The sequence below is a fragment of the Acidovorax sp. HMWF018 genome, assembly GCF_003061035.1.
Classification (GTDB): domain Bacteria; phylum Pseudomonadota; class Gammaproteobacteria; order Burkholderiales; family Burkholderiaceae_C; genus Acidovorax; species Acidovorax delafieldii.
Genome location: NZ_QAIM01000426.1, coordinates 33,265 through 36,571, shown reverse-complemented (window position 1 = coordinate 36,571; position 3,307 = coordinate 33,265). Strand labels below are relative to the sequence as shown.

Sequence of the window (3,307 nt, the reverse complement as noted above, 5' to 3'; positions counted from 1 at the left end):
TTACTCGACGAACCTTTTGAAGGTCTCTCACCCGCCATCATTCCACTTGTAGCGGAGGGAGTCGCCGCGATTCGCCAATCTGGGAAAGCCATTGTGATGGCTGAATCCAATTTGCATCATGTTCCAGATTACATAGATAAACTAGTGGTGATTGAGCGCGGTGAAATTATTTACACGGGCTCGTTGAGCGGAGCTCTCGGGGACGTGGAGGTTATGAAAATTATCGCGGGTGCCGTGGATGCGGAACCTCAAACTTGACCAGGGGCGAGATATGAAGACATATACGGGCGATCGAACTATCGATGGAATTAAAGTGCTCGCCGATGGCCAATTGTTGCCTGACCGGACCGACCTGCGTCGCTATGCGGAAATGGGGTTCGAATGGGGGTACGAAGGTGCCGAGCCGCGGCAGTTGGCTTTCGCTCTTCTTTTGGATCACACCGGTGACTTGAATCTTTCCGCTGATTCTTGCGAATCTTTCATGAAGGTCATGGTTGCAAATTTTGATAATGAGTGGAGCATTGCTTCCGCAGATATTGAAAACTGGCTACGAAGCAAGTCAAGGTATTGACTGCGGCTGAAATCGAGTGTTGTTGGCAGGCATGCCCCTGTTGGGGTGAATTTAATTGGAGGTTTTCATGGAGCTTCAATCTACTATGATGAAGGAACGCCAGCGTCGATATCGCAAAGAGTATCGACATCGTGTGGCGGGTTGGTACCACGGTTGGCTGCACTTGGCGATCATTGCCATCAGCGGTTTCACGGCGCTCTACATCTATGCTGCCAATCTTCGCAACGTCCAACTGTGGGAATGGCTGGCCTTGCCATTGGGTTTCATGGCTTATCAACTCACCGAATACTTGCTGCATGCGCATGTAATGCATCGGCCTCGCAAGAACGTCATTTTCCGGGCGCTCTATGTGCGACACACATTGATGCATCATCAGTTCTTTACGCGCGAAGAAATGCGTTTCGCGGATCATAGAGATTGGCGTGTAACGTTCTTTCCCCCTTTCACAATGATCGTGCTTACCTTGCTGTCTCTCGTGCCATCGCTCGTCGCTGGCTGGATTCTCTCCCCTAATTTCGGCTGGCTGTTGATGGCCGCGCTGACGGGTAGCTACATGTTCTATGAACTCGTTCATTTCTCATGCCATGTGAACGACAACTGGCTTATTCGAAATACGCCGATTATTAATACTGCGCGCCGGCATCATACGGCGCATCACGATCATCCATTGATGATGGAAGTTAATATGGGTATCGGAACCCCTATTTTTGATTGGTTGTTTGGAACCTCCGATCTCAAAAGAGGATTTTGGGGTCATATCTTTAACGGCTACAGCACGCGTTATTTGAAGCAAGATCTTCGAAAAACAGTTCGTACACCCAATTCAAATGATGGCGTTGTGAAATCGGCAAGCTTCTAACATGACTGCCAAATATCCGGAGTGATTAAATGCCAACTAAATTCAAAGTAATTATTTCCATACTGATTTTGATGCTCTTCGGGGTGATAGGTTTGTATGAGTTTTCGATTGATCTTCGAACGGCTGGTTGGGCTGCATTTTTCTTGGGCGGGTTTATGGTGTTTTCGATCTGGATTTTTCCTGAGGTAAGCAGGGATGATCCTGTCGACGCCAATTGAGCGGCAGAGGGGTGCTCTGATTACTTCTACTTCAGATCGGATTAAGAAAATGTTCGCTCTCAAGGCAGACGCAGATGTGTGGTCGTTCTGTTTGATTTAGAACAAGTTCGTTGGTACAGCTTTGGCGGCCAGTGACGTCATACTTAACTTAACCTAGTACATCCTGATGAGATTCAATGATTTTCGCAATCTCTCCATCGACGACCGTGATGCCTTCTGGACCGAACAGGCCGGGTTGGTGGACTGGCACAAGCCCTTCGACCGGGTGTGCAACCACGACAACCCACCGTTCGCGCACTGGTTCGAGGGCGGGCTGACCAACCTGTGCCACAACGCGGTGGACCGGCACCTGAAAGACCGCGCAGACCAGAACGCGCTGATCTACGTGTCCACCGAAACGGACACCGAGCGCACCTACAGCTTCCGGGAGCTGCATGCCGAGGTCCAGCGCATGGCGGCGGTGCTGCTGGGGCAGGGCGTGAAGAAGGGCGATCGCGTGCTCATCTACATGCCCATGATTCCCGAGGCCACCTTCGCGATGCTGGCCTGTGCGCGCATTGGCGCCATCCACTCGGTGGTGTTCGGGGGGTTCGCCAGCCATTCGCTGGCCAACCGCATCGATGACGCCGCCCCTGTGGCCATCGTCAGCGCCGATGCCGGATCGCGCGGCGGCAAGGTGGTTGAGTACAAGCCGCTGCTGGACGAAGCGCTGCGGCTGTCCACCCACAAGCCAGCGTCGGTGGTGATGGTGAACCGTGGCCTGGCGCCGATGAGCCTTGTGCCCGGGCGGGACCACGACTACGCGGCCCTGCGCGAGCAGCACCTGGACGCACAGGTGCCCTGTGAGTGGATGGAGTCCACCGCCATCAGCTACACCATCTACACCAGCGGCACCACGGGCAAGCCCAAGGGCGTGCAGCGCGACACGGGCGGGTATCTCGTGGCCCTGGCCGCCAGCATGAAGCACATTTTCATGGGCGAACCCGGCGAGACCTACTTCTCCACCAGCGACATCGGCTGGGTGGTGGGGCACAGCTACATCGTCTACGGCCCGCTGATCGCGGGCATGGCGACCATCCTGTACGAAGGCCTGCCGATCCGGCCCGATGGCGGCATCTGGTGGCGCCTGGTGGAGAAGTACAAGGTGACGGTGATGTTCAGTGCGCCCACCGCCGTGCGCGTGCTCAAGAAGCAGGACCCGGCCTACCTCAAGCAGTACGACCTCTCCAGCCTCAAGGCCCTGTTCCTGGGCGGTGAGCCGCTGGACGAACCCACCGCGCGCTGGATCAGCGACAGCCTGGGGGTGCCCATCATCGACAACTACTGGCAGACGGAGAGCGGCTGGCCCATTCTCACCATCGCCAACGGTGTCGAGAAGAAAGCCAGCAAGTTCGGCAGCCCGGGTGTGCCGATGTATGGCTACAGCGTCAAGCTGCTGCACGAATCCACCGGCGAAGAACTCACCGGTGCCGATGAGAAAGGGGTGGTCGTCATCGAAGGGCCCACGCCACCGGGTTTCATGCAGACGGTCTGGAAGGACGACGCGCGCTTCGTCAACACCTACTGGAAGAGCATTCCCGGCAAGCTGGTCTACAGCACCTTCGACTGGGGCATTCGCGACCAGGATGGCTACTTCTACATCCTGGGCCGCACCGACGA

At 55.5% G+C, this 3,307-nt stretch carries 3 protein-coding genes and 2 pseudogenes; all 5 read left to right on the top strand.

The window, feature by feature from the left end; translation table 11 throughout:
• A pseudogene (locus tag DBR23_RS29705) lies at positions 1-258 on the top strand (ABC transporter ATP-binding protein); the annotation flags it as partial.
• A 13-nt stretch (positions 259-271) separates the two neighbouring features.
• Entirely contained in the window at positions 272-571 is a 300-nt protein-coding gene (locus DBR23_RS17880; protein ID WP_082548887.1) for a DUF6166 domain-containing protein, read from the top strand.
• Between the two features lie 67 nt (positions 572-638).
• The gene (locus DBR23_RS17875; RefSeq protein WP_081266375.1) at positions 639-1,430 is read left to right on the top strand and encodes a sterol desaturase family protein; all 792 of its coding nucleotides are present in this window, start codon (positions 639-641) and stop codon (positions 1,428-1,430) included.
• Between the two features lie 29 nt (positions 1,431-1,459).
• Positions 1,460-1,648, top strand: a complete 189-nt coding sequence (locus tag DBR23_RS29380; protein WP_081266257.1) for a hypothetical protein — start codon at positions 1,460-1,462, stop codon at positions 1,646-1,648.
• Between the two features lie 166 nt (positions 1,649-1,814).
• Positions 1,815-3,307: pseudogene (prpE, locus tag DBR23_RS17870) on the top strand (propionate--CoA ligase); the annotation flags it as partial.

Bases quoted from the DNA above. Each gene is read 5' to 3' on its own strand.
- DBR23_RS29380 (WP_081266257.1), top strand. From the start codon at position 1,460: ATGCCAACTAAATTCAAAGTAATTATTTCCATACTGATTTTGATGCTC.
- DBR23_RS17880 (WP_082548887.1), top strand. From the start codon at position 272: ATGAAGACATATACGGGCGATCGAACTATCGATGGAATTAAAGTGCTC.
- DBR23_RS17875 (WP_081266375.1), top strand. From the start codon at position 639: ATGGAGCTTCAATCTACTATGATGAAGGAACGCCAGCGTCGATATCGC.